The sequence below is a fragment of the Serratia sp. PGPR-27 genome, from assembly GCF_022678525.1.
In the GTDB taxonomy this organism is placed as follows: Bacteria; Pseudomonadota; Gammaproteobacteria; order Enterobacterales; family Enterobacteriaceae; genus Serratia; species Serratia nematodiphila.
This window is the reverse complement of record NZ_JALBYS010000017.1, coordinates 1-23,424: the sequence shown is the minus strand read 5'-3', so window position 1 is coordinate 23,424 and position 23,424 is coordinate 1. Positions and strand designations below refer to the sequence as shown.

The window sequence follows — 23,424 nt, the reverse complement described above, 5'->3', positions numbered from 1 at the left end:
TAAATTAATGCAAACCGCCGCCGACGATCAGGCTCTCGCCGGTCACCCAACCCGCCTCGTCCGAGGCGAGATAGGCCACTGCCGGGGCGATATCCTCCGGTGTGCCGATGCGCCCCAGCGGGGTGATGGATTCAATGTGCGTTTTAAAATCGGTATCGAAAAAGCCGCTGTCATGCACGCCTTCCGTGATGACCAAGCCAGGATTGACCGCATTGACCCGGATCTTGCGCCCGCCAAGCTCGTTGGCCAGCGTCTTGGTGATCGAGTCAACCGCGGCTTTGGAAGCGGTATAAACCAGCGAATTGGCCGGCGTAAACGAGGTCACGCTGGAGCTGATATTGACAATGCTGCCGCCCGATTCAGGCATAGCGGCGACCGCCGCCTTGCAGCAATAAATCAACCCTTTGACATTTAAATTGAAGTGTCTTTCATATTCCGCGTCGCTGAATGCCTCCAGGCTATTGGTGGCATACACCCCGGCGTTATTGACCAGTACGTCCAGGCGACCATACTGCTCGACAATGCTTTGAATCAGGCCGTTGACCTCGGCCTCAATGCCGACATTGGCCTGCAGCGGAAAAGCGACGCCGCCCTGCTCATTGATTTCTTTAACCAACCGGTTGGCATCTTCACGCCCGCGGGAATAGTTAATGAAAACCACGGCGCCTTCCGCCGCCAGGCGTTTAGCAATAGCTGCGCCAATTCCCTTTGAACTGCCCGTCACCAGTGCAACTTTATTTTCAAAGCGTTTCATTAGTCATTCTCCTCAGTGTCAGTGAAACTCGGGAGAAGATTACGGTAATGGCTCGCCGTGCAGCATAGCGGGGCGAACATAAAACCTTATCGAACGAACAACTTTGTCAAAAGCGAATTTGAATTTTTAGAATAAATGCGCGGCCAGAATGGCAATGGCCAATAACAGAATGACGCCGCCAAAAAATTTATTCACATAGATGCCGACAGTCGGACGCAGTTGAATGCTCAGTGCAATTTTACCCGCCAGAAAAACCAGAGGTATCTCAATAAGAAACATAATAACAATGAGTTCAATGCCTAATATCAGCATCTGCATGCCCGGCATGCCGGCTTCCACTCGAATAAACTGCGGGATAAACGCCAGAGTAAAGATGATGGCTTTAGGATTCAGCAAATTGGTCAATAGCCCCTGCGAATAAAGTTTATTAAGACTTTTTCGTTCACGGTTGCTTTGCAGGCTGACAGCGTTTTTGCTGTTAAAAATGCCAAAGCCAACCCACAGGATATAAAGCGCGCCGCCAACGACAAAGCACTCGTACAACACGGGCGAAGAGGCAATTAGCGCCGTAACGCCGGCAATGGCAAGGCCGATGTGGCACGTCACCCCGGTGACCGCGCCCAATACGGTGACCAGCCCCGCTTTCGTTCCCTGGCTTATGGCATTAGACAGCGCGCAAAGCATGTCGGCGCCAGGGATAAGCGTTAACGCGGCGGCTGAAAGAGCAAATAAACCCAGCGTGGATAATTCGATGACCATGATTTTCTCGCGTCGTAAATAGGCGCATTGTCAGTCCCTTTGCGTCGGCGAGATAGAACGATATTGCTCAACTGCACCGGTCGCGATAGCTGCGCGGTGTGACGCCGTAAGTCGACTTAAACACCCTTCCCATGTGCGATTGATCGGCAAATCCGCAGGCGCTGGCGATTTCCGCGATGTCGCCGCCTCGGGATAGCAAGCTCTTGGCCTGCTGCAACCTAAGCTGCCGCTGATAACGGTTCGGCGATAAACCGAATTGCGCCGAAAACTGACGGCAAAGGTGGAACTTAGACATGCCGACGGCCTGCGCCAGCGTCTCCAGACGCACTTCCCGCGCCGGGTTATCGTGCAGATACTCTTTCGCTCTGCGCAAACCCGGCGTGAGGCCGGCGCCTGCCAATGGCGCGCGCCGCGGTGAACACACCTGAAGCAAATCCGCCACGCAGTGGCTCCATGCCACCTCGCGGTCAAAATGGCTGGATTGCGCTGCGGTCAGCACCGCGGCGGCCTCACACAATCGGTTGGCGAAAGGCGCATAGTCGATATGCTTCCCCTTCACCGCCGTTGGCAGAGGCATCTCCATGTTTTCCGCCGCGTCCAGCAGCATCTCGTGGCTGGGATAAAACATGAAATAATGGCATCCATCATCACCCAGCACCGTCCCGGCATGCATCTGCCCCGGCGCGATGAGGCTGACTTGCCCACGGCTGACGATACCGTCGGCATCGCCTTTGGCGCTGTTGTTATTGGCGCCGCGCAGGACAACGCCAATCGACCAGGTATCATGCCAATGCACGTCAAACCGATGGTCTGAAAAGTCCGCGACGAGCAGTTCAAGCCCGCCCAATGCGTCAAAACGATGCATGAATGCCGAATTGCCCATCCTCTTTTACCCGATTCCCGGTTATCCACAGCGGTCAAAATAACACACAACGTACGGCGTGAAAGCCCTGCGCTCTGCACGGAAGCGGCTTTCTGAACGTCGGAAAAAAGGGGCCGCCTGGCCCCTTCACATTGTTCGTCTGCCTTCTTGCCTTGCTCTCATGTCGATTAATGTGGATTCATCGCGCCATAGTTCAACGGCTGCCAGTCGTAACCTTTCCCCTGTTTATTGATGTAGCCAAGGCCCGGGAAGGACAAATGCGCCCCTGCGACCAGCGCCCTTTGCTGCGCGAGGTCATCGAACAGCCGCTTGCGCTGCGCAACGGCGGCAGGGACGTCGATGTCATAGGCGATGGCGACATTCGGATCGGGAAACTGCACCGAGGCGACGTGGATCATATCCCCCAAAATCACCATCTTTTTCCCTTTGCTTTCGACGGTGAACACGCTGTGCCCTGGCGTGTGCCCACGCGTATCGATAGCCGAAATCCCCGGGGTAAGCGCCTGATTGTATTCAAACGTTTTGAGTTTCCCCGCCGTGACGTAAGGCTGCAATGAGGCGATGGCGGCATCGAAGAAACGTTTATCTTTATCTTCCGCCTGCCGTTTTTTCTCTTCGCTCAGCCAAAAAGCGACTTCGTCTTTTTCCACCCAGACGGTGGCGTTCGGGAAGGCGAGACGCTTGTCCGCCATCAACCCGCCCACATGGTCGGGATGCAGGTGCGTTAAATAAATCTCATCCACCTGCTCCGCCTGATAGCCGGAAGCGTTCAGGTTTTTCATCATTTTGCCCAGCGCTTCGCCATGCAGCGCGCCGGTGCCTGCATCGACCAAAACCAGCTTGCTTCCGGTGTTGATCAGGTAGGCGTTCACCGAGGTCGGCAACGGCAGCGACAGGTTGTTGGCCTCCATCGCCGCTTCAAGCTGTTGCGGCCGGGTGTTGATCAAGATTTTATCGGCGGGCATCGGGCTGATGCCGTCAGACAGGGCCGTCACTTCCACATTGCCCAGCATGATCCGGTAGAACCCGGGATTGTCTGTTTTAGAAAAAGGCGCAGCAGCCATTGCAGCGGCAGAAAAAGCGGCGAAAAAGGCGCCAATAAGCAGATTGCGACGCATAGAAAACCTCGTAACGATAAGAAAATACGGCTAAAAGCCCAGGAGGTGCCTCTGGCGATTTAAAATTCCTGCACGGTCGGCCTGATGACAATCTCACTCACATCCACGTCCGAAGGCTGCTCGATCGCATAGGCGATGGCGCGCGCGATGGCATCGGCGGAAATCGCCTGGCTCTGGTAGAGTTCGCCAACGGCCTGCAAACTTTCCGCGTGCGAACTGCCCTGTTTCAGTTCGGTGTCGATCAGGCCGGGGGCGATCGTCGTGGTTCTGATCTTCCCGCCGACTTCGTGACGCAAACCTTCGGCGATCGCGCTGACCGCGAATTTCGTGCCGCTATAGACCGTGCCGCCGGGGCTGAACACCTTCTTGCCGGCAATGGAGGAGAGGGTGATGTAATGACCGAATTGCTGCTTTTCGAACAGCGGCAAGGTGGCCGCGATGCCATACAGCACGCCTTTCACATTGATATCGATCATCCGTTCCCATTCATCGACCTTTACGGCGCTCAGCGGTGCGATCGCCATCAGCCCCGCGTTGTTGACCAAGACATCAATTTTGCCAAACTGCCTGACGGCCTGGGCGATCATCGCTTCGACCTCCTGACGCTTAGTTACATCCACCGGCAGCGCCAACGCGGTGCCGCCGTCGCCAACGATTTGCCGAACCAGCGCATCAAGACGATCTTTCCTGCGGGCCGCCACCACCACCGTCGCCCCCCGCGCCGCCAAATGTTTTGCGGTCGCTTCGCCCAGCCCGCTGCTGGCGCCGGTAATCACCACCACTTTGCCTGAAATACGGTTCATCTCTCGTTCCTCTTCTGTTGGTCAGTACGAATACTTTATCCGCCGTTTACCATCAGTAAATGGAAGTGTTATGCTTTTAGAATTCCATTTTTTGGAACAAAGAGGCGAGAGTGCAAAACAGACAAGAAGCCTTGCGCATTTTCTGCTGCGCCGCTGAGGAGATGAACTTTAAACGCGCAGCGACCAGGCTCGGCATTTCCCCGCAGAAAGTCACCCGAGCTATCAAAGAATTAGAGTCGTTGCTCGGTGAACAGCTGTTCCACCGCAACACCAGAAACGTAAAAATCACAGATTTCGGCCTTGGCTTTGCTGAACAAGCCAAAGCGGCGATAGATCAGTTTAACAAGCTGTTTCAGGCGAAAGGGAAAGAGGCGGAAGATCTCACCGGCGTGGTGCGCATCACGGCGCCGCACACCTATGGCAGCGAGGTCGTCATGCCGATACTGGCGGAGTTCGCGCGTTTATATCCTGCGATTACGCTCGAATTCCACCTGTCGAACATCCACAGCGATCTGGTCGATGAAAGAATTGATATCGGCATTCGCATCGGCTTTCTGCATGACCAAACCTGTATCGTCCGCCAGCCCCGAACCATGCCTTTCCATCTGGTTGCTTCACCGACGTTGCTCGAACGCACGTCGCCGCCGGAGCAGGTTGATCAACTCGCGCACCAGCCGATTGTCGCTCTGGTTAATCGCAAAACCGGGCGCTACTGGCCCTGGGAGTTCAGCCAGAAACGCTATTTCTACCCCAAATCCGCCGTCTTCGTCACCGACACGCCCGATATAGAGCGTAAGGCGGTGCTCGCCGGTTTAGGTTTCGGCCAACTGGCCGGATATTTGGTTGAAAAACACCTCGCCTCAGGCGAGTTGATCTCTATTCTGCAGGATGACGCTCCGCCGCCCTGGCCGGTCAATCTCTATCATACGCATCAACACGCCTGCCCTACGCGCGTGCGTTTAGTCTTTGACTATCTTTTCAATCAATTAAGCCAGGGCTAGTCCTACTTTTTCACCGCACTGCCGCCGGCGCAACGGCCATAAAAAAGCGGCGATATCACCGATATCGCCGCCCTCAACATACGCGCCGCAGCGATGCGTTACTGCTTGCGCTGCTCCGCCACCTGTTTGGCGGTGACTTTGCCCTGCTTGTCGCCGAAATGGCCGACCACAAAGTTGGCGACCGCCGCCACTTCCTCGTCGGAATAGGCGCTGCCGAACGCCGGCATCATCTCATGCCGCTCGCCGACGCTGATGCTCGTCCCCTTCAGGATGGCCTGCACCACGCTGCGCCCCTGCGGATCGTTCACCGCCGTGCTGCCGACCAGCGATGCGTACTCGCTCTGGCGGCCCGGCCCGTTCCACTGGTGGCAACCGCTGCAGTCGTTGGCGAACACCCGGCGCCCAAGCGAACTGTCTTGCCCGCCCGGCAGGATCGGCGTGGAAGCCCCCGCGCCCTTCGGCTGCAGGTTCACCGCCGCCGCGCCGTCGCCGGCGATAGGCTCGATGTCGCGCAGGTATTTCACCAGCGCCAGATTATCTTCCGGCGTCAGGAACTGCAGGCTGTTTTCCACCGCCTCCGCCATCGGGCCGGCGGCGCTGCTGCGCCCCGGCGCATGGCCGGTAGCCAGATATTGCGACAGCTGCTGGTCGCTCCAACCGCCGATGCCGGTCTGTTTGTCCGGCGTGATGTTGGCAGCGAACCAGCCCTGCACCACTTCACCGCTCAGGTGCTTGCTCTGGTTAAGACCAAACCCCAGATTGCGCGGCGTGTGGCACTCGCCGCAGTGGCCCAGCGCCGTCGCCAGATAGGCGCCGCGATTCCACTGTTCATCCTTGTTGAGATCCGGCGCGAAGCGCTGCTCCTGGAAGAACGCCAGGTTCCAGAATTTCATACCCCAGCGCTGGTTGAACGGGAACGACAGCTCGTTTTGCGGGTTGGCCTGTTTCACCGGCGGCAGGCTGAACAGATAATCCTTGATCGCCAGCACGTCGTCGCGGCTCAGCCCGGTGTACGAGGTATAAGGCATCGCCGGATACAGGTTGCCCTGCGGGCCGATGCCCTCACGCACCGCACGCACAAACTGATCGTCGCTCCAGTTGCCGATGCCGGTCTCCTTGTCGGCGGTAATATTGGTGCCGTAAATGGTGCCGAACGGCAATTTGAAGGCGAAGCCACCCGCATAAGGCGCGCCGCCCGGCGCGGTGTGGCACGCCACGCAGTCGGCGGCGCGCGCCAGGTACTCGCCGCGCGCCAGTTTGTCGGTGATACCGGCCGGCGCCCCGGCGATCGGCGCCGCGGGTTCCGCGCCGGTGGGCCGCAGCAGGGTATACAGCGCGTACCCTCCCGCCAACACCACCACGGCGATAATCAGCCATAACAGCCCTTTCAAGGCATTGCTCATCGCATCTCTCCCTAACCCAACGCCTTGGCGGCCTGGTGGATGGCGGCGCGAATGCGCACATAGGTGGCGCAGCGGCAGACGTTGCCGCCCATCGCCGCGTCAATGTCCGCATCGCTCGGATCCTTGCTTTGCGCCAACAGCGCGCTGGCGCTCATGATCTGGCCGGACTGGCAGTAACCGCACTGCACCACGTCCAGATCAAGCCAGGCTTCCTGCACCGCCTTGCCTTCCGGCGTGGCGCCCACGGCTTCGATGGTGGTGATTTTCTTGCCGACGGCGGCGGAGACCGGCGTCATGCACGAACGCACCGGCACGCCGTCCAGATGCACGGTACAGGCGCCGCACATGGCGATGCCGCAGCCGAACTTGGTGCCGGTCAGGCCGGCTTCGTCACGCAAAAACCACAGCAGCGGCATGTGCGGATCGCCCTCAAAGGTCAGCGGCTGATCGTTTACGGTTAAATGAATCATCAGGTTCTCTCCTTGTCAGACGCCGGATTCGCAGTGGGATTATGCAGCGGCAGGCTCAGCGAGGTGCGCGGCCGCCCGAGCAGCGCCAGCGCATTGCCGACCGCCGGGGCGATGGTCGGCACCCCCAGCTCGCCCACGCCGGTCGGTTTCTCGGTCGAGGGCACGATGATCACCTCGATCTCCGGCATCTCATCGATACGCAGCGGGCGGAAGTTATTGAAATTGGACTGTTCGACCACGCCGTCTTTCAGCGTGATATTGCCGTATAGCGCCATGCTGAGGCCGTAACCAATGCCGCCCTCGATCTGCGCGCGGATCACGTCGGGGTTCACCGCCACGCCGCAATCCACCGCACACCACACTTTATGCACTTTCGGGATGCCGCCTTCGCCGATCGACACCTCGGCCACCTGCGCCACATAGGTATCGAACGCCTTGGCGACGCCCACGCCGCGCGCGCGCCCGTCCACCACCTTGGCGCCCTGCCAGTCGGCGGCTTTAGCCACCGCCCGCAGCACGCCCGCCGCGCGCGGCGCATCGCCCATCAGCGCCAGCCGCCCTTCGACCGGATCCTGCCCGGTTTCCTGCAACAGCTGATCGATAAAGCTCTCCACCGCGTGGCCGGTGTGGGTGCTGGCGACCGACCGCAGCGAGGTGGTCGGCACCTTGCCGGGCACGATGTGCGCATCGCAGCGGAAGGCTTCGAAGGTGTATGACACCTCGCTGGCGCCCTCGACCATCATTTGATCGAGCCCGTTGACCACCAGCGCATCCATCGCGCTGTGGCGCGTCCAGGAGTGGCCGACCACGGTATCGGTCCAGCCCACCACCTTGCCGCCGCGAATGGCGCCGCGCAGGCGGTGCAGGATCATCGGGCGATACCAGCCGTTGCGGATGTCGTCCTCGCGCGTCCATACCACCTTCACGCCGTGACCGGGGCCGATGCCCTTGGCCGCCGCCGCCATGTCGGCCGCCAGATCCGGCCCCAGCGTCGGGTTGCCTAAATCGATGCGCCGGCCGAAGCTGCCGCCCGCCAGAATGGTTTCAATCTGCACCTTCTCCGGCGGCAGCTCGAACAGATCGCACAGCTGCTTATGGTCAAGCGTCTGGATTTGGCAGCCGTAGCGCGCCTTAACGCTCTCGCCGTCCCAGAACAGATAGCCGTCCAGCGGCTCCATCGGCGCGTGGGCGACGTACGGGAAGGTGTATTCAGCCTCGATCACCTTGTCGGCCTTATCGAACACCTCGTCCGGCTTGCCGTGGCTCTTCGCCACCACGCCGGTTTTCTGCGCCACCTGGCGGAACTCGGCGTAGATCTCCTCGGTGTTGCGCCGTTCGGCCTGCGCATCGTCCCAGGTGACCCTCAGCCGTTCCCGCCCCTGGATCGCCGCCCAGGTGTTTTTGGCGTAAACCGCTACGCCGGTGGCAACCTGTTTCACCGCCACCACGCCCGGCACCGCCAGCGCCCGCTCGGCGTCGAAGGTCGCCACTTTGCCGCCGAAACGCGGCGGTTTCTTGATGGTGACGGTCAGCATGTCCGGCTCGTGGATATCCTGCGAGAACTGCGCGCTGCCGTTGGTTTTCGCCAGCGAATCGACGCGGTGCAAACCGCGCGTTTTGCCGATCAGGATGAAATTGGCCGGGTCCTTCAGCGTCAGGCTGGCGGGATCGGGCGGCGGCAACGTGGCGGCCAGCGCGGCGAACTCGCCAAAGCCCGCTTCTCGCCCGCTGGCGGCATGGCGGATCTTGCCCGCCTGCACGGTGATTTCCTGCGCCGAGGTTTTCCAGCTCTGCGCGGCGGCCTGCACCAGCAGCGCGCGCGCCATGGCGCCCATGCGCCGCATTTGCTCATAGGCATTGGCCACCGAGCTGGAACCGCCGGTGCCCTGGAATCCGAAGGCCAGGTTTTTGTAGACGGCGGTATCCACCGGCGCGGCCACGACCCGCACCTGCGCCCAGTCGGCATCAAGCTCTTCGGCGACCAGCGTCGCCATGCCGGTATAGACCCCCTGGCCCACTTCGGTGTGTTTACTGATGACGGTGACGACGCCGTCGGCGCCGATCTGAACGAAGGCGTTGGCGTCTAACGCCGCCGTGCCGGAGGCGGCCGGGGCGTTCGAGCGCGCCAGCGCGCCGGTGGACGGCAGATAGGCGCCGATCACCAACGCCCCGGCGCCGACGATAAACCGCCGCCGCGAAAGCGGAACTTGGGATATGCTCATTGCTCATGACTCCAAAAAAACCGAAGGCGTCACTGCCTTCGGCGAAACAACTCTTGTTATGGGAATGGCTTGCCGCGCCGGTCAGGTGACATAGCGCAACAGAGCAATAATTAGCGTAGCCTATTATTCAGCAGGCCTAATCTTGATAAGGGATTTTCTGTTGGAGAATCGTGCGGTGCGGGCGGGAACCCGCACCGGGAGTCAGCTCTGCGTCGTCGCCAGAGAGGAGAAGACGCTGAGCAGGCGGATTTGCGCCGCCATGTTGTCGCTGTCGAAGGCCACGGTGAGCGCGTCCTGGCGCTGCACGCCGGGCACCAGGCTGAACAGATCCGCCAGCACCGGTTTGGCCGCCATCAGCGTCAACCGGTAAGGTGGCATGAAGCGGCGCTCCACCGGCAGTCTGGCGCCCTGGCGCACCTGCTGCATCGCCCGCTCGCGGATCTCCGCCCGCGCCCGCTGAGGGCTGAGCGATTCGGCGGCGGTTTGCGAGATGGCGCGTTTCACGCAAACATAGCCAGATTGCGGATAACGTTCAGCGATCCAGCGTTGCAGCTCGTCGTCACCGCTCACCAGCCACAGCGGGACGTTCAACTCGGCCGCCGCCGCCGCATACAGATCGCTTTCGCCTACCACCTCGCCGTTCAGGCTGACGCGGTAAAAGGCCCGGCCATTGATGGTATGCGCCAGCACGCCGCGTTCGCCGGCGGCGCTGTGATAACCGATACACATCAGGCCGTCGTAACGTTGATGCTGCAGCCCTTCCACCATCGATAGCCCGCGCGGTTTGCCCTGCACCAGGCGCGCCCGCGCATCGATGCGATCGGCGCGCAGGTTCTGCATCATGGCGTGGCTGTCGGCCACCGTCACCTCGGTGGCGCCGCCGGCAAAAGCGCCGTCGATGGCGGCGTTGACCTCCTGCTCCATCAGCTCGCGCGCCGCTGCATAGTCAGCATGAGCCGGGTTGCACTGCTCCGGCCGCATCACGCCGGCAATACCCTCAATATCCGCAGAGATAAAGACTTTCACATCACACTCCCGTTATTTAATTTGCCGCCAGCCGATCGAGCAGCGGGCCCAACGCCATACGATCGTGCTGCTGGAAACCGCTGACGCCTTCCGCGCTCAGCAAGGCATCCAACACCGCGTATTCGGTGGCGTCCGCGGCGGCCGCAAACAGCGGCTCCAGCCGCTCGTCCGGCAACGTCGCCCCCAGCAACCGGGTGGAAAACGCCAGCGCGATATCGCCGGAGCCGTGCCCCCAATGGCTGCCCACCCGCCCCAAACCGGCGCCCGCGCGGCGGGCGATGCGGTTCAGCTGGCGGCTGTCCAGCGCCCGATCGCAGGCGATGATGATAATGACCGAACCGGCGTCCACCTGCGGCGGCGGATCCGCCAACAGCTTGCCCAGCGCCTGGACAACGCGCACGCCGCTCAGCGTCAGCGAGTCGAGGGTGCCGAAGTTGGCCAACACCAGCACGCCGAGCGTGGTGCCGAGCCCTGGGCAATAGCGCGAGGCGGTGCCGATGCCCCCTTTCAAGCCGAAGCTGCTCATGCCGCGCCCGGCGCCAACGCTGCCGCGCGCAAAGCGGGTGGAATGGTTATCCAGCGCGCTGAAGACGTGCTCCTCACGCACCGCCATCGCCTGAATATCGTTGAGGTAGCCGTCGTTGCACTCCAGCACCAGCGGGTTAATGGTGGCGCTGCCGCGGCCGATCTGCGGGTAACGCAGACAGCTGCGCCGCACCATGGCGTTGAACAGCGTGCCGACGGCGAAGGTGTTGCTCAGCAGAATAGGCGTTTGCAGCACCCCCAGCTCGTTCAGCTGCACCAGCCCCAGCGGCTTGGCGAAGCCGTTGAGCACCGAGCTACCACACGGCAGCGGCTGGTTAAACAGATCGCCCGGCGGCACGATGGCGGTAACGCCGGTCTGGCATTCGCCGTCGGCCAGCGTGTGATGCCCGACGCTGACGCCCGGCACGTCACACAGGGTGTCGGTCGGGCCGGCCGGATAGCGCGCGCCCGGCAGGCGGCGATGGCGCCGCCAATAGCTCAGCAGATTGTCGAGGCTTTGTTGTTCAAACGCCTGGCTGTCTGTCATGGTTCCCTCATCCGCCGTCAGCCCATCAGAAAACCAGAATATCGCGCAATGCGCCGCGCCGTAAATTGAAAGCCGAAGCGAGCAGCAAAAATAGCCTTGCCCCATCGCCATTTATTGGGTTTTTAGGGGAGAACAGTGAAAATGGCCGGTGCCGCGGGTGATACCCCCCTTATCCCAAATGTATAACCCGATCTGCCGACGCAATGGTCGTTTCACGGTGGGCAATGATCAGCTTAGTGATATTGAGTCTCTTGATGGCCTGATTCACCACAGTTTCGCTCTCCTTATCCAGCGCGCTGGTGGCCTCATCCAGAAACAAAATAGCCGGTTTTTTGTAGATTGCCCGGGCTATGAATAGCCGTTGTTTTTGCCCGCCGGACAATCCTTCCCCCAACTCGCCAATCAGTGTTTCATATCCCATAGGCATGCGTAAAATCACGTCATGCAGATAGCTGGCACGGGCACAGGTTTGCATCCAGGCATCGTCCACCTCGTCCGCAAACCCGCAAATATTTTCCCGGATCGAGCCGGAGAACAGTTTGTCGTCCTGCATCACGCAGGCAATCATTTTGTGGTAGTTGTTGATGCCGAGCTGGCGGATATCGACACCGTTCACCTCAACCCGCCCTGAATCCGGGGTCAACAGTCCGCACAACACCTTCATCAACGTGGTTTTGCCGGCGCCGGACGGGCCCACAATGGCCACGCTTTCGCCCGGCGCAACGCTGATGTCCAGGCCATCAAAGATAGCCGGTGACTGGCTGTCGTAACGATAGCTCAGGGCATGGGTCGTCAATCCCAAAGGTTGCAGGCCCGCCGTGTAAGGGTGATCGGGTTTACGCGCCTCCCGCGGATGCAGAGCGATATCGGCAATGCGCTCGTTATGCAGGCTCATCATGCGCAGTTGCAGCAAAAACTCCGTCAGCGACCCGATACGGTCGGAGAACTGCCCCCGAAAGGCGCCGAACGCCACGAACATGCCGAGGGTCATCTGGTTATCGATCACCAGGCTGGTTCCCAACCACAGAATGACGATCTGGTCGCACGCCGCTATGAAGGTGTTGATCCCGCCAAACAGCATGTCCATCCTGGTGACGCGGATACCCGTGTTGATAGTGTCAATTTCAAGGTTTAGCCAGTGAGCGATGCGGCGTTCTGCCATACCCTGCATCTTGACGGTAGCGATACCGTACAGCGTTTCCATAAAATACGAGCCGGCCCGCGCCTCTCTCACCAGCGCCTCCTCGGACAGCTGACGGTAATATCCATAGGTCAGCAGCCGCATCAACACATAAAGCGCAGTGAAACTGAGCACTACCCAGGTCAGCCAGCCGCCATACAGCACCATCATCACCAACACACCGATCACCATGATGCCGTCCATGATGGCGCCGACGATACTGGTGGTGAAAGTGCTGCGCAGCGTATCCAGTGAACCGAAGCGTGATTGAATGTCACCCAGCTTACGCCGTTCAAAGTAACCGAGTGGCAGGCGCAGCAGATGGGTGAACAACCCGGACTGCCACTGCACGTTGATAAGCGTCGACATAACCAGTCCGGACCATGCCCGCACCATGCCGATGGCAGCCCGCAACAAGATAAACAGCATCAATCCGGCGCAGATGAGCGACAGTAACCCGCGATCTCCGGCAGGAATGGCGTGATCCATCACCAGCTGCGTGCCGATGGGCATCACCAGGTTGATGGTTTCGAATACCAGAGACAGGCAAAAGATTTTGCCGAGCGCCCCCTTGAGCCCGTGTACGCTGCCAATCAGCGTGCGCAGGTGAATGCGGTGGCGAACGCTGTCGGCGGTAAAGGTGCTGCCGGGCCAGGCCTCAAGCGCTACGCCGGTGAAACTGTGCGACAGCTCCGCCAGGCTGACCGCCCGCCGCCCGCGCGCCGGATCGTGCAGCACTGCGCGGCGGCCTTTGACGCTGACCAGCACCACAAAATGGTTGAATTCCCAGTGCAGAATGCAGGGCAGTTTTAGCGCGCCAAGTTCGTCCAGCTCCAGTGACAAGGGGCGAGTGCTCAACCCCAGCTGTTCGGCGATACCGGTCAGTCCAACCAATGTGGCACCGCGGGATGACAGATTGAACTGCCGGCGCAGCGCAATCAGGTCGATGTTTTTGCCGTAGTAGCCGCAAATCATCGCCAGACAGGCCAGCCCGCATTCTGACGACTCGGTCTGGTGTACCATCGGAACCCGGTGGCGCAGCCGCAGATCCAGCTGGCTGACCCGTTGTTTGAATGTGGTCCTACTCATTGACCGGCCCCGTCGCGCTGTGTTTCATGTCGTAGAACGGCGACAGCATCCATTGATAAATCTTCCTTTTTTCCAGAAACAGGGTGCTTTGCGCTTTCATGCCGTTTTCCAGGCTCAGACGTTTACCATCGTAAGCAATGGATTGTTTTTCCGGGATAACGATCACTTTGTAGTAAGGCACGGCGGCGGTCAGCGCCGCTTTGGGCGCCCCCTGGTAGGTCAGCATTTCCTGCGGTGAGGCCGGGGCTTTGGAGATGACGGACACTGTGCCGGCGAACTGGCCGAACTTCTCCGCCGGAAAGGCGTCATAGCGCACATTGACCCGATCACCGGCAGCAATGTAAGGGATGGCGTCGTTAGGTACCCACAGCACCAGAGCATAGCGATCGATGTCGTGGGGGAGTACCTGCAGCAGACTGTCGCCGACGTTCACCATCTGGCCAACCGTGACGCTCAGCGAATCGATGCGGCCGCCGGCCAGCGCGCGAACGATAATATCGCCAGTGGCATCGATGTTTTGCCGCTCCTTTTGCAGCTCGTAGCGCTGCAGCTCCATCTGGTAGATCTGGTTGTCGAATTCGGCAGCCTGGATATGGATCTGGCTTTCCAGCGCGGTGATCTGCAACGCATTCTGTTCGTTCTGGCCGGACAGGCCCAGCAGGTTGTTCTGCTGCTGGTAATACAGCGCCACCTGATTGGTGAGCTGATCCTTATTGATCAGCCCCTGGGTCTGATAGTGCCGGTAGTTCTCCATGTTTTCCTTCATGATGCGTATCCCTTCCTGGGCGCGTTTGAGGATATCGGTGGAGCGGGTGAATGCCGCGGTGTATTGCGCCTTCTGTTGTTCCAGCATGATAAGCGTGGCCTGCTTGCTGCTTTCCAGTCGGTTAATGATTTGCGCAATGCGCGCCAGCTGGCCATCGATATCCCGGCGTTGGTTGTCGCTGAGCACACCGCTACGGGTGCTTTTACTGACGTCAATCTGGTAAATGGGGGCACCGGCGGCAATCACCTGCCCTTCGGTGACAAATTGTTTGACCACTACCCCTTGAACCGTGGAGTAAACGTTCGCGGCGCGGGGATAGGTGCTGATCTCACCGGTCACGTTGACCCGCCGGGTATAGGTGCCGGCGATCGCGAAGGTGAGAAAGGCGATGAAGAAAAACAGGCAGAGCCCTGTCGTGCCCCAAACGGGAATACCGGGTAGCAGGAGCGCCCTGCCACGCCATTTCATTTTCTGATTCTCGATCGCTTCCTGGCGAAACATGAGCAGCGTCCCTTAGTGATAGCTAACATTCAAATTCACAGGCTACTGTATTGACAATAAAATAAGCAGAAGGTCAGTTAATTTTGGTGAGAGGATATGAAACCATTAGAATAAACACCTTTAAATCTTCTGAGTGATCCTAGCGCCAATAAATTTTTATGAACGTATATTTCACCCAATGGCAGTATCATATCCAGAGAAAAATCAGAGAGATCCAGTTCGACAAGCCTTTTTATTTTTTAAATCCTACAGTATCTACTTCTAACTCATTTTCATCGTGGTAAAATAGACTATCGTCATAACAATAACAAAAATAGAACAGAACAATAAATCACCTGAAAAATTTCTCAATGAATCCAAATAATCATTGCTGTTCTTATTTAATTTTTTAATGGCATCGCTTTCGTTATCAGCCTCTACTTCGATATGATGCTTTCTGAACCCCTTCTGCTTCATGTCTTTAATTATTTCTCGTGTAACCACTTCCTTTCTTAGCACTTTTGATTCATCACTCTTTATAAAAACAACATATCTATTCATCATATACCCCATCTCCGTTATCAGACGCTCTTTTTCCACTCCCATCTCGATCCTGCCATCCACCTGACACCGCATCGAATTGGCTGCTTAAAATTTCCTTCATCAAGGTTCCCCTATACATTCACTGGGGTTATCCCATTTTAAAAGGGTTATAGTTGAAAAAGTAAAACACACTAATAACAATCCATAACCATCCTGTATTTCATGAAAAAACCAATAAGAAAAGTGTGTTCTAAACATTGCAAGCCATCATATTAAAATAAAACCCAGAATAATATACCGAACCTGATTACACGCAGATGCTATCGATTCAATTAATTGAATCGCCAAATAATCTCAACGCCCAAGATTAATAACCCAATAAAGAAAAGGCGGCGAAACAGCTGCGGGCGACAATGACGGCGCACGATCCCGCCCAGCCACATGCCGGCCAACGCCGGCAACAGCGACAGCAAGGAAACGCCGAGCAGCGTGCCGGGCAGCGCCTGATGCCAGGCCAACCCTGCGGCCAGCGCCAGCGTCGAGACGGTGAACGACAGCCCCAGCGCCTGCACCAGCTCATCGCGCGCCAGGCCCAACGCATTCAGGTAAGGCACCGCCGGAATGACGAATACCCCGGTGGCGCCGGTCAGCGTACCGGTCACCAGGCCGCACAGCGGCCCCAGCCAAGGCTCTGCCACGGCGGAAATGCGCCAATCAAAACGGGTGAATCCCAGCAGCGCATAGCCGATCAGACACATGCCCAGCGCCAGCGGCGCCAGGCGGCCGTCGCCGGCAGTGAGCGCCCCCGCGCTCAACAATGTGCCCAGCGTGACGCACAGCATCATCGGCCAGAGCCGCCGCCACAGCGCCCACAGCGTCGGCCCGCACAGCAGTTGCCACAGGTTGGTGATCAGCGAGGGCAACAGCAGCAGCGCGGCGGCCTGCCCCGGCGGCATCATCAGGCTGAGCAACCCCATCGACACCGTCGGCAACCCCAGACCGATCGCCCCTTTGACCGTGCCGGCCAGTGTAAAAATGCCCGTCAGGGCGACAATTTCGAGTAACGTCAGCGACATGCGTCTATCCTTATGGCGAATCAACGGCTCGATTGTGGCCAGCGCCGCGCCGCGGCACAATGCGGCAATGACAGAGCCTGCCTGCGGCAAAGACAGAGGGAAAACGCATGCATTTTGACTTTATCGATCTGCGGCTGTTGGCGGCAGTGCTCGAGACCGGCAGCATCACCGCCGGCGCCGAGCGCGTCGGGCTGTCGCTGGCCGCCGCCAGCGCCCGCATGCGCGGGCTGGAGCAACAGGCCGGCGTAGCGCTGCTGACGCGCAATCCGCGCGGCGTCCAGGCGACGCCCGCCGGTGAGCGCCTGTTGCATCACGCGCGAGTGCTATTGCAGCAGCGCGACCGGCTGCGCGGTGATATGGCCGAGTTCGCGCCGGGCCAGCGCAGCCAGCTGCGCATCGTCGCCAATACCGTCGCCGCCGACGCCTTTTTGCCGGAGCTGTTGGCGGATTTTCTGATGCTGCACCCGCACACCGATATCGCGCTGGAAGAGCTGCCCAGCCCGGCCATCGCGCAGGCAATCGCCGAACGGGCGGCGGATATCGGCATCGTCGCGGATCACGCCGATCTGCGCGGGCTGACAAGTTACCCTTTTCGCCAGGATCGTCTGGTGCTGGCGCTGCCGCCGGGGCATGCGCTCAGCGGCCGCCGGCAGGTCAGCTTTGCGGACGCCCTGCCTTTTGATTTCATCGGCCTGCCGGAAGAGAGCGCGCTGCAACAGCATCTTGAGCAATTGGCGATACGCAGCGGCGGCCCGATGCGGCTGCGGGCGCGTGCCGCTCATTTCGACGCCATCTGCCGCATGGTGCTGCGCGGCGCCGGGCTGGCGGTGGTGCCGGAAGAGAGCGCACAACGCCAGCCGGAAATTCGGCACAGCGCACTGCCGCTGACGGACGATTGGGCGACCCGGCGCCTGTCGATCGCGGTGCGTGACCCTGCGCAGTTGCCGCTGCCGGCGCAGCGGCTGGTGGCGTTCCTGCGCCATGCCTGAGGCGGCTCAGTGCGTGCCCGGCTCTGCGCGCAGCCGCGCCACCTGCGCCTCCACGTCGCGCCAGGCCGGTTTGTCGCCGGCATAGCGTTGGCGTAAATAATTCACCAGCGCCGTTACCTGCCGATCGGAAAAACTGTCCTTAAAGCCCGGCATAAAGCCCAATTCGGCGGTGGCCGGTTTGGGGATCCCTTGCAGGATCACCTTGATCAGGTTATCGGGGCGATCGCTGAAGATGTTGGTGTTGTTGGCCAGATCCGGGCTGACGCCGAACAGCTGCGGCCCGCCGGCGGCGGCGCTGTGGCAGGCCTGGCAAGCGCCCTGAAACAACCGCTCACCGGCAAGTTGCCCCACCGCCGGCAATGCGCGAGCCGCCAACTGCGCCTGCGGCTCCACGTTCAGCGTCGACTTGGCGCTCAGCGACATCACATAATTGGCCATCGCCCGCAGATCGCTCTGCGGCAACGTCGCCAGCTCGCTCACCACCGGCCCCATCGGCCCGGCCGCCACGCCGTGCTCGGCGGAATGCCCGCTGCGGAAATACTGAAACAGCTGTTCCTCGGTCCAGGGTTTTTCCGCGTTGGCCAATTGATTCAGCGCCGGCGCTTCCCACCCGTCCACCATCCCCCCCGCCAGGAAAGCCGCACCGCCCTTTTCCGCCCCCAGCAGGTTGCGCGGCGAATGGCAGGCGGCGCAATGGCCAAGCCCGTTGACCAGATAAGCGCCGCGGTTCCATTGCGCGCTTTGTTGCGGATCGGGTTGATATTCCCCCTGGCGCAGGAACAGCGCGTTCCAGCCGGCCATCAGCGGCCGCAGGTTAAACGGGAAACGCATCTGATTGGCCGGGTTGCTCTGGCGCACCGCCGGTTGCGACATCAGATAAGCGTACAGCGCCTGCATGTCGCCGTCGGTCATTTTGCTGAAGGCGGTGTAAGGAAATGCCGGATAGAGGTGGCGGCCGTCGCGGGCGATACCCTGGCGCATCGCCCGATCGAACGCGGTAAACGACCAGTTGCCGATGCCGGTTGCCACGTCCGGGGTAATATTGGTGCTGTAGAGCGTGCCGAACGGCGTCGCCATCGCCAGCCCGCCGGCGTTGGTCGCCCCTTCCGATGCGGTATGGCAAACCGCGCAGTCTCCGGCGGCGGCCAGCTGACGGCCGCGCTCCAGCGTGGCGGCCGACCAGGTGCCGGCGCCGGGCGTCGCCACCGGCGCGATCTCCGCCCGCCACGGCAAGGCGCTGCCGGCGATGCCCAGCACGGCGCCGAACAGCCCCGCCGCGCCGCCGAACCACCATTTGCCACGCTTCTTTTTCTTGGGCGGCGCGGCCTGCCGTTCGGCATCCGGCCCGTTCAGCGCCTCACGCAGCTTGTCCGAGGTGATCGGCAGCTCGCGAAAACGAATGCCGGTGGCGTCGAACACCGCGTTGGCGATGGCCGCCGCGCTGGGCACCGACGCCGACTCCCCGGCGCCCAGCGGCGGATCGTAAGGGCGCGGCATCATCACCACGTCCACCTCCGGCACCTCCGGGAAGGTCAGGATCGGGTAGGCCCCCCATTCTTTGGCGGAGACCGTCGATTCCTCAAAGGTCACGCGCTCTTTCAATACCCGGCTGGTCGATTGCAATACATTGCCGTGAATTTGGTGGCGCACGCCGTCCGGGTTAACCATCATGCCCGCGTCGTGGCCGACCACGATGCGCGTCACCGCCACTTCACCGCTGGCTTTGTCGATCGCCACGTCGGCCACCCAGGCGGCCCAGGCCGCGCCAAAGCCGGGAAACTTGCTGTGGATGTAACGGGCATAGGCAAAGCCGCGCCCGCGCAGCACGCCGTCTTCCGCCGGGGTCTGCATCGGTTCGGTATGCGGCGTCCAGCCGGCGCGTTCTGCGGTGCTGCGCATCAGTTCACTGGCGCGTTCATCATTGATGTAGCGCAGCCGATACTCCAGCGGATCGACGCCGGCGGCGTGGGCCAGCTCATCGATATAAGACTCGTGGGCGAAGGTGTTGGGCAAGGCGGAAACGCCGCGCATCCAGGAGGCACGCACGATCGGCGCCATGTCCTCGATGCTGACGCGCAGCGCCGGATACTCATAAGGCGGCACCGAAGTGCGATCGCCCATTTCATAGGCCACCGGCAGCGGCTCGACCCGGCCGGTCAGCAGCAGCGCCAGCGTCGGCGCGCCGTTGGAAGGATAATAGGTGCGAAAATCGTAGGCGACCGGGTGCCCGGCGGCGTCCAGCCCGCCGTCCACCTCCATCAGTTGCGCCGTGCCCTTCGGTTCCCACACATGTTCTTGTTCGCGGGTCAGTTGCACCCGCACCGGCCTGCCCACCGCGCGCGACAGCAGCGCCGCGTCGGCGCAGACGTCATCGGCGCAATTGCGGCCATAGCAGCCGGCCGCCTCCATGCGAACGATCTCGATCTGCGCTTCCGGGTACTCCAGCAGCCAGGCCAGATCGGCGCGCAGCAGGTGCGGGTTCTGGCTGCCTGACCAGACCTGCAGACGCTCCGGCCGGTAGTCCGCCAGCGCGCAGGAAGGGCCAATCGAGGCATGAAGCTGATACGGCCACAGGTAGCTGCGGGTGAAACGCCTGTCGGCCGCCGCCAGCGCCGCGTCCACGTCGCCGGTATCGTGCACCACTCGGGTCGAATGCGGGTTGTCGCGCAGCGCCTGCGCCACGTCGGTCATCTGCGGCAAATTGCGCCGCCAGTCTTTCCAACTGACCTGCAGCGCCTGCGCCGCCTTGATCGCCTGCTCTTCGCGCTCGGCGACAATGCCGATGAAATCGCCGATCACCACCAGTTTGACGATGCCGGGAATATGCGCGATCGAGGTTTCGTCCACCGCCAGCAGGCTGGTGCCGACAAATTCGCCGCTGTCGTACCCGGCATAGGGCGGCCGCACTACCCGGCCGTGCAGCATATTCGGCAACCGCATATCGTGTACGTAAGTGGTTTCGCCGGTCGCCTTGGCCGGAATATCGACGCGCGCGGCGCTGGTGCCCACCAGGCGATACTCCGCCTGCGGTTTCAGCGGCGCGTCGCCGGAAATAGACAGTTCGACATGACCACCGGCCACCAATTCGGCGTAGCTGAGCGCTTGCCCCTGCGGGCTGCGGATCACGCCCTCCTCCAGCGTCAGCCGTTCCACCGGCGCATCGAAGCGCTGCGCCGCCTGGCGCAACAGCCAACGGCGCGCTTCGGCGGCGGCGTTGCGCAGCGGCACGGCGGAGATCTGCAGCGTGGCGCTGGCGATGGTGGCGCCCTGATTCGGCGCGCGCTCGGTATCACCCAACACCATTTGCACCTGATCCATGCGCAGGTACAACTCTTCGGCGACGATCTGGCCGAGCGCGGTGCGCACGCCGGTGCCGAGATCGACATGGCCGTTAAAGGCATAGATTTCACCGCTGCCGCACAGGGCGATAAACAGCCCTTGCTCCTTGGGCTTCAGCACCGGCGTTTGCCCCTTGGGCACCAGCCCCGGCGGCGGTTGCACGCTGTCGACGATCAACAGAACGCCGTCGCGCTGCAGCAATTCGGCCTGGCTCGGCGATGGGGTACGGGAATCAGTCATGATCGTGGGCGTCCTCATCGCGGCAGAGAATGATGGCGCGCTGAACCGCACGCAAGATTTCAAGATGGGTGCCGCAGCGGCACAGATTGCCGGACAGCGCCTGACGGATCTCCACCTCACTCGGGGTGGGATTGCGATCCAACAGGGCTTTGGTGGTCATGATCATGCCATTGAGACAGTAGCCGCATTGCGCCGCCTGCTCTTCGATAAAGGCGCGCTGCACCGGATGCGGGCGCTGGCGAGTGCCGAGACCTTCCAGGGTCACGATCGCCCGGCCGGACACGCCGAGGGCCGGGATCACGCAGGAGCGCGCCGCCACGCCGTCGATCAGCACGGTGCACGCGCCGCATTCGCCCAGGCCGCAGCCGTATTTTGGGCCGTTGAGCGCCAGATCGTTGCGCAGTACCAGCAAGAGCGGCGTATCCGCCATCACCTGCGCATGAAGCTGTTCGCCGTTCACCGACAGCATCAGCGGATGCTCCGTCAGCGTGGTTTTCGCGCCTTCCCTGGGCGATTGCACTTCAGATATCGCCATTGTTTGCGTCTCCGCCTGCACTTGATGGTCTTATGGGCTGGCCTCTCGCCACCGACCACCAGGCAACCGACGTTGCGCGGGCGAATCAGCCGGTGGCAGGGTCTTCCAGCATTTTATTCAGCAGGAATATCAGCGCTATCCGTTCGGCCGGGTTCAGCGTGCCGAACGTCAATTCTGTGATTTTGGCCGCCTGCGGCACCGTTTCCGCCAGCAGCGCGCCGCCGGCGTCGGTCAGGCCGACCACCACCTTGCGCCGATCCACCGGATCCGGCGTCACCGTGATCAGATCGCGCGCCTTCAGCCGCTCGACGATGCCGCGGATGGTGGCTTGATCCACCGCCGTCACCTGCACCAGCTCGGTCAGCGAGCTCGGCCCCATATCGCGCACCGCGCACAGGGTGATGAACTGCACCGCCGTCAGCTGCGAATCGCCGACGTTTTGTTGGAAAATCGCCACGTGGCGCTGATAAACCTTGCGCAGCAGGTGCCCGACTTGCTCGGTAAAATGATAATTTTCGGGTTGGCCGCTCACGGCTGACGGGTATTCGGGGGGCGTCATTGCGTTACTCTCACCATCTATGGAATCCACGAGAATAGTACAAACCCCCGCCGTTGGCAGCAACGATTACGCCCGGCGCACGCGCGACGCCTCCGGCGCCACCACTTCCCCGTCCGCCACCACCGTTTGCCCATCGAGACGAATGTCGCAGCGGCGCAGCGCGATGTCCATATGGCAAGGCGTTTTGCGCGTGCCGCCCACTTCGGTATTCGGCCCGGTGGAAAACAGGAAGTTGCCGTAGAACGCGCGCGCGTCCATGCACATGCCGTCGTTCTTGTCGTGCAGGCCCATCGCCGTCCACTGGGCGCGAGGCTGCAGGCCCCAGCCGATGTGCGAGATGCCGTACACTTCCGGATCGTCGAAGTATTTCATGTATTCGCGCAGGTATTCCGCCTCAAAACCGCCGTGAATGCGGGTGACGAACCCTTGTTCGATCTCCAGCGTGATGCGTTCGCGCGCATAGCTTTTGAACGGCAGCAAGATATCGCCAACCTCCAGCACCAACACGCCCTCCGCCTGCTCCTCATTCGGCCAGGTGAACAGGAAACCGCTCGGCCAGTGATCCCAGCGCCCCGGCTCATCGGCATAGCCGTACTCGGTCACCGTCGGATATTGCCCGAGCGGCGCGCGGAAATCGCTGCCGGCGGCGGAGGTCACCTGCATCAGCTTCGCCTGCTCCAGCACGGCGGCGGCGGCCAGCACCCGCGCCTTGTCCTCCGCGTTGGGCAACATGCGCGCCAGCACCTCCGGCGGCTCCACCGCCAGCAGGATGCGGGTGCCGGTTTTCAGGATCTGTTCCTGCTCCGGCGAATGCAGCAGCATCATGGTATCGACGATCAGGTCGGCGGCCTCCAGCGCACGCTGCGCCGCCAGGTTGCCGGTCAGCGCGGTATCGCCGCAATAGGCGGTCATGTCGTTGCCCATCGCCCGCGGATGGTTGAACGCCGGCAGTTCGACGGCATACACCCTGGCGCCCAGCCGCAGCGCCGCGTCGGTCGCGGCGCGCACCGTGCGCGCATCGGAATAATGGCTTTTCAAAATCGCCACGCTCTGCGAAGCATCGACCTTCGACAGCGTAAGCACCTGCTCGAACAGCTGTACCAACTGGGTTTCATTG

The 23,424-nt window shown here is 61.0% G+C and carries 20 protein-coding genes; 2 read left to right on the top strand and 18 right to left on the bottom strand.

The window, feature by feature from the left end:
* Positions 1 to 4 precede the first annotated feature (4 nt).
* The 5 genes from MMS95_RS11285 to MMS95_RS11265 all read right to left on the bottom strand — a co-directional run bounded on the left by MMS95_RS11285 (position 5) and on the right by MMS95_RS11265 (position 4,317).
* Complete coding sequence (locus MMS95_RS11285; protein ID WP_242141687.1) at positions 5 to 754, bottom strand: glucose 1-dehydrogenase; 750 nt, start codon at positions 752 to 754, stop codon at positions 5 to 7.
* A gap of 126 nt (positions 755 to 880) precedes the next feature.
* Entirely contained in the window at positions 881 to 1,513 is a 633-nt protein-coding gene (locus MMS95_RS11280) for a LysE family translocator (RefSeq protein ID WP_242141686.1), read from the bottom strand.
* A 67-nt stretch (positions 1,514 to 1,580) separates the two neighbouring features.
* Entirely contained in the window at positions 1,581 to 2,396 is an 816-nt protein-coding gene (locus MMS95_RS11275; RefSeq protein WP_242141685.1) for an AraC family transcriptional regulator, read from the bottom strand.
* 167 nt (positions 2,397 to 2,563) lie between these two features.
* On the bottom strand, positions 2,564 to 3,409 hold the full coding sequence (locus tag MMS95_RS11270) for an MBL fold metallo-hydrolase (RefSeq protein ID WP_242141684.1): 846 nt from the start codon (positions 3,407 to 3,409) through the stop codon (positions 2,564 to 2,566).
* Between the two features lie 164 nt (positions 3,410 to 3,573).
* Positions 3,574 to 4,317, bottom strand: coding sequence for an SDR family oxidoreductase (locus MMS95_RS11265; RefSeq protein WP_242141683.1), 744 nt, complete (start codon positions 4,315 to 4,317; stop codon positions 3,574 to 3,576).
* 110 nt (positions 4,318 to 4,427) lie between these two features.
* Between MMS95_RS11265 and MMS95_RS11260 the strand changes: the two genes are divergently transcribed.
* Positions 4,428 to 5,318, top strand: coding sequence for a LysR family transcriptional regulator (locus MMS95_RS11260; protein WP_242141682.1), 891 nt, complete (start codon positions 4,428 to 4,430; stop codon positions 5,316 to 5,318).
* A gap of 98 nt (positions 5,319 to 5,416) precedes the next feature.
* Here MMS95_RS11260 and MMS95_RS11255 read toward each other — a convergent pair whose 3' ends face one another.
* From MMS95_RS11255 to MMS95_RS11215, 9 genes are all read right to left on the bottom strand, one after another.
* On the bottom strand, positions 5,417 to 6,721 hold the full coding sequence (locus tag MMS95_RS11255; RefSeq protein WP_242141681.1) for a c-type cytochrome: 1,305 nt from the start codon (positions 6,719 to 6,721) through the stop codon (positions 5,417 to 5,419).
* Between the two features lie 11 nt (positions 6,722 to 6,732).
* Positions 6,733 to 7,191 (bottom strand): (2Fe-2S)-binding protein, encoded by a 459-nt coding sequence (locus MMS95_RS11250; protein ID WP_004940763.1) that lies wholly within the window; start codon positions 7,189 to 7,191, stop codon positions 6,733 to 6,735.
* A complete protein-coding gene (locus MMS95_RS11245; RefSeq protein ID WP_242141680.1) occupies positions 7,191 to 9,413 on the bottom strand; it encodes a molybdopterin cofactor-binding domain-containing protein in 2,223 nt (740 codons plus the stop codon). Before MMS95_RS11245 ends, MMS95_RS11250 begins: the two co-directional genes overlap by 1 nt.
* A 201-nt stretch (positions 9,414 to 9,614) precedes the next feature.
* Entirely contained in the window at positions 9,615 to 10,439 is an 825-nt protein-coding gene (locus MMS95_RS11240) for a M55 family metallopeptidase (RefSeq protein WP_015377804.1), read from the bottom strand.
* Positions 10,440 to 10,455: 16 nt separating this feature from the next.
* The gene (locus MMS95_RS11235) at positions 10,456 to 11,511 is read right to left on the bottom strand and encodes a P1 family peptidase (RefSeq protein WP_242141679.1); all 1,056 of its coding nucleotides are present in this window, start codon (positions 11,509 to 11,511) and stop codon (positions 10,456 to 10,458) included.
* Positions 11,512 to 11,680: 169 nt separating this feature from the next.
* On the bottom strand, positions 11,681 to 13,780 hold the full coding sequence (locus tag MMS95_RS11230; RefSeq protein ID WP_242141678.1) for a peptidase domain-containing ABC transporter: 2,100 nt from the start codon (positions 13,778 to 13,780) through the stop codon (positions 11,681 to 11,683).
* Entirely contained in the window at positions 13,773 to 15,047 is a 1,275-nt protein-coding gene (locus tag MMS95_RS11225) for an HlyD family secretion protein (RefSeq protein WP_076740245.1), read from the bottom strand. Before MMS95_RS11225 ends, MMS95_RS11230 begins: the two co-directional genes overlap by 8 nt.
* Positions 15,048 to 15,308: 261 nt before the next feature.
* Positions 15,309 to 15,587 carry a hypothetical protein gene (locus MMS95_RS11220; protein WP_031299959.1) on the bottom strand — a complete coding sequence of 93 codons (279 nt, stop codon included), beginning with the start codon at positions 15,585 to 15,587 and terminating at the stop codon, positions 15,309 to 15,311.
* A 314-nt stretch (positions 15,588 to 15,901) separates the two neighbouring features.
* Positions 15,902 to 16,645, bottom strand: a complete 744-nt coding sequence (locus MMS95_RS11215; protein ID WP_015377799.1) for a sulfite exporter TauE/SafE family protein — start codon at positions 16,643 to 16,645, stop codon at positions 15,902 to 15,904.
* 107 nt (positions 16,646 to 16,752) lie between these two features.
* Here MMS95_RS11215 and MMS95_RS11210 point away from each other — a divergent pair, with 107 nt between their 5' ends.
* On the top strand, positions 16,753 to 17,634 hold the full coding sequence (locus MMS95_RS11210; protein WP_004940783.1) for a LysR substrate-binding domain-containing protein: 882 nt from the start codon (positions 16,753 to 16,755) through the stop codon (positions 17,632 to 17,634).
* Positions 17,635 to 17,640: 6 nt separating this feature from the next.
* On the opposite strand, the gene MMS95_RS11205 is transcribed toward MMS95_RS11210, so the two are convergent.
* From MMS95_RS11205 to MMS95_RS11190, 4 genes are all read right to left on the bottom strand, one after another.
* Complete coding sequence (locus MMS95_RS11205) at positions 17,641 to 21,213, bottom strand: molybdopterin cofactor-binding domain-containing protein (protein ID WP_088381550.1); 3,573 nt, start codon at positions 21,211 to 21,213, stop codon at positions 17,641 to 17,643.
* The gene (locus tag MMS95_RS11200) at positions 21,206 to 21,748 is read right to left on the bottom strand and encodes a (2Fe-2S)-binding protein (RefSeq protein WP_049188147.1); all 543 of its coding nucleotides are present in this window, start codon (positions 21,746 to 21,748) and stop codon (positions 21,206 to 21,208) included. The genes MMS95_RS11205 and MMS95_RS11200 overlap by 8 nt, the downstream gene beginning before the upstream one ends.
* Before the next feature lie 85 nt (positions 21,749 to 21,833).
* A complete protein-coding gene (locus tag MMS95_RS11195; protein WP_004938613.1) occupies positions 21,834 to 22,307 on the bottom strand; it encodes a MarR family winged helix-turn-helix transcriptional regulator in 474 nt (157 codons plus the stop codon).
* Positions 22,308 to 22,373: 66 nt separating this feature from the next.
* Positions 22,374 to 23,411 carry a 2,5-dihydroxypyridine 5,6-dioxygenase gene (locus MMS95_RS11190; protein ID WP_242141717.1) on the bottom strand — a complete coding sequence of 346 codons (1,038 nt, stop codon included), beginning with the start codon at positions 23,409 to 23,411 and terminating at the stop codon, positions 22,374 to 22,376.
* Positions 23,412 to 23,424: the final 13 nt, after the last annotated feature.